The organism is Cupriavidus sp. 8B (assembly GCF_054589115.1).
The window spans coordinates 1-1,189 of the sequence record NZ_BAAILO010000333.1 but is presented as its reverse complement, the minus strand read 5'-3'; the positions used below and the strand labels follow the sequence as shown (position 1 = coordinate 1,189).

At 68.5% G+C, this 1,189-nt stretch carries 1 protein-coding gene; it reads left to right on the top strand.

Translation table 11 applies throughout. The annotated features are described in order from the left end of the window. Positions 1 to 1,189: Y-family DNA polymerase (locus ACYP5B_RS33600; protein ID WP_459572504.1), on the top strand; the 1,189-nt coding region annotated here is incomplete at both ends.

Below are 1,189 nucleotides of genomic sequence, written 5' to 3'. Positions count from 1 at the left end.
GGCGAAAGAGGCCGAGGCCTTGCGGGCGGTGGCCATGGCGCTGCTGCAGTTCTCGCCGAACGTGGTCGAAGCGGAAGAGGCCTCGGTACTGGTCGACGTGTCGGCCAGCCTGCGGCTGTTCGGTGGCGTTCCCAAGATGCGCCGCCGGATCCGGGACACTGCTCGGGCGCTTGGCTTCACGACGGCGCTCGGTTGCGCGCCCACCGCGCAAGGGGCGTGGCTGCTGGCGCGCGCCGGCGGCGGTACCGCGCTGAAGGCCGAGTCACTGGAACGCCAGGTTGCTGGGCTGTCCGTCGGCACCCTGCCACCGGCACGCCCCTATCTCGAATGGCTGGATGGACTGGGCTGCCGCACGCTGGGCGACGTTCGCCGACTACCGCGGGCTGGCCTGCAGCGGCGCTGCGGTCAGGCACTCAACGAGGCCATGGATCGCGCCCTCGGTCAGGCGCCAGAAGTGTTCGATTGGATCGAGGCGCCCCCCTCCTTTAGTGCAAGGGTCGAGCTGCCGGATCGCATCGAGCATGCCGAAGCCACCCTGCTCTATGCCCGCGGCCTGATCGTGCAGATGATCGGCTGGCTGACGGCCCATCAGCTGGCGGTGACGAAGATCACGCTCGAGCTGCAGCACGAGCGAGGCCGGGAAGCCCTGCCACCAACGGTAATTGAGATCGCACTGGCCGAGCCGACCTGGAGCGAGGACCACCTGTTGCGACTTCTGCGTGAGCGTCTGGCGCAATTGCAGGTCGACGCGCCGATGATTGCCGTGCGCCTGACCGTGACCGACGTCCAGCACAAGGCACCGCCCAGCGAAACCTTGTTCCCGGAGCCCGGCGGCACGCCGGAGGACCAAGCTCGCGTGATGGAATTGCTGACGGCGCGACTCGGCGCCGACAATATCCTGCGCCCCGAGATGCGGGCGGATTATCGTCCCGAAGTCGCCAATGCCTGGGTGCCCGCCATCGGCGAGCCCGGACCCGCTGTCGAGGCACCGCGGCTGCCGCGCCCCACCTGGTTGTTGGACAAGCCGATCGCGTTGCTGATCCGCGAGCATCGGCCGTTCTACGGCTCGCCGCTGCGGATGGTTTCCCCGCCCGAGCGCATCGAGGCGGGATGGTGGGCGGGCGAGGTGGTGACGCGCGATTATTACGTGGCCGAGGGCCGGGATCACGCGCATTACTGGGTGTACCAG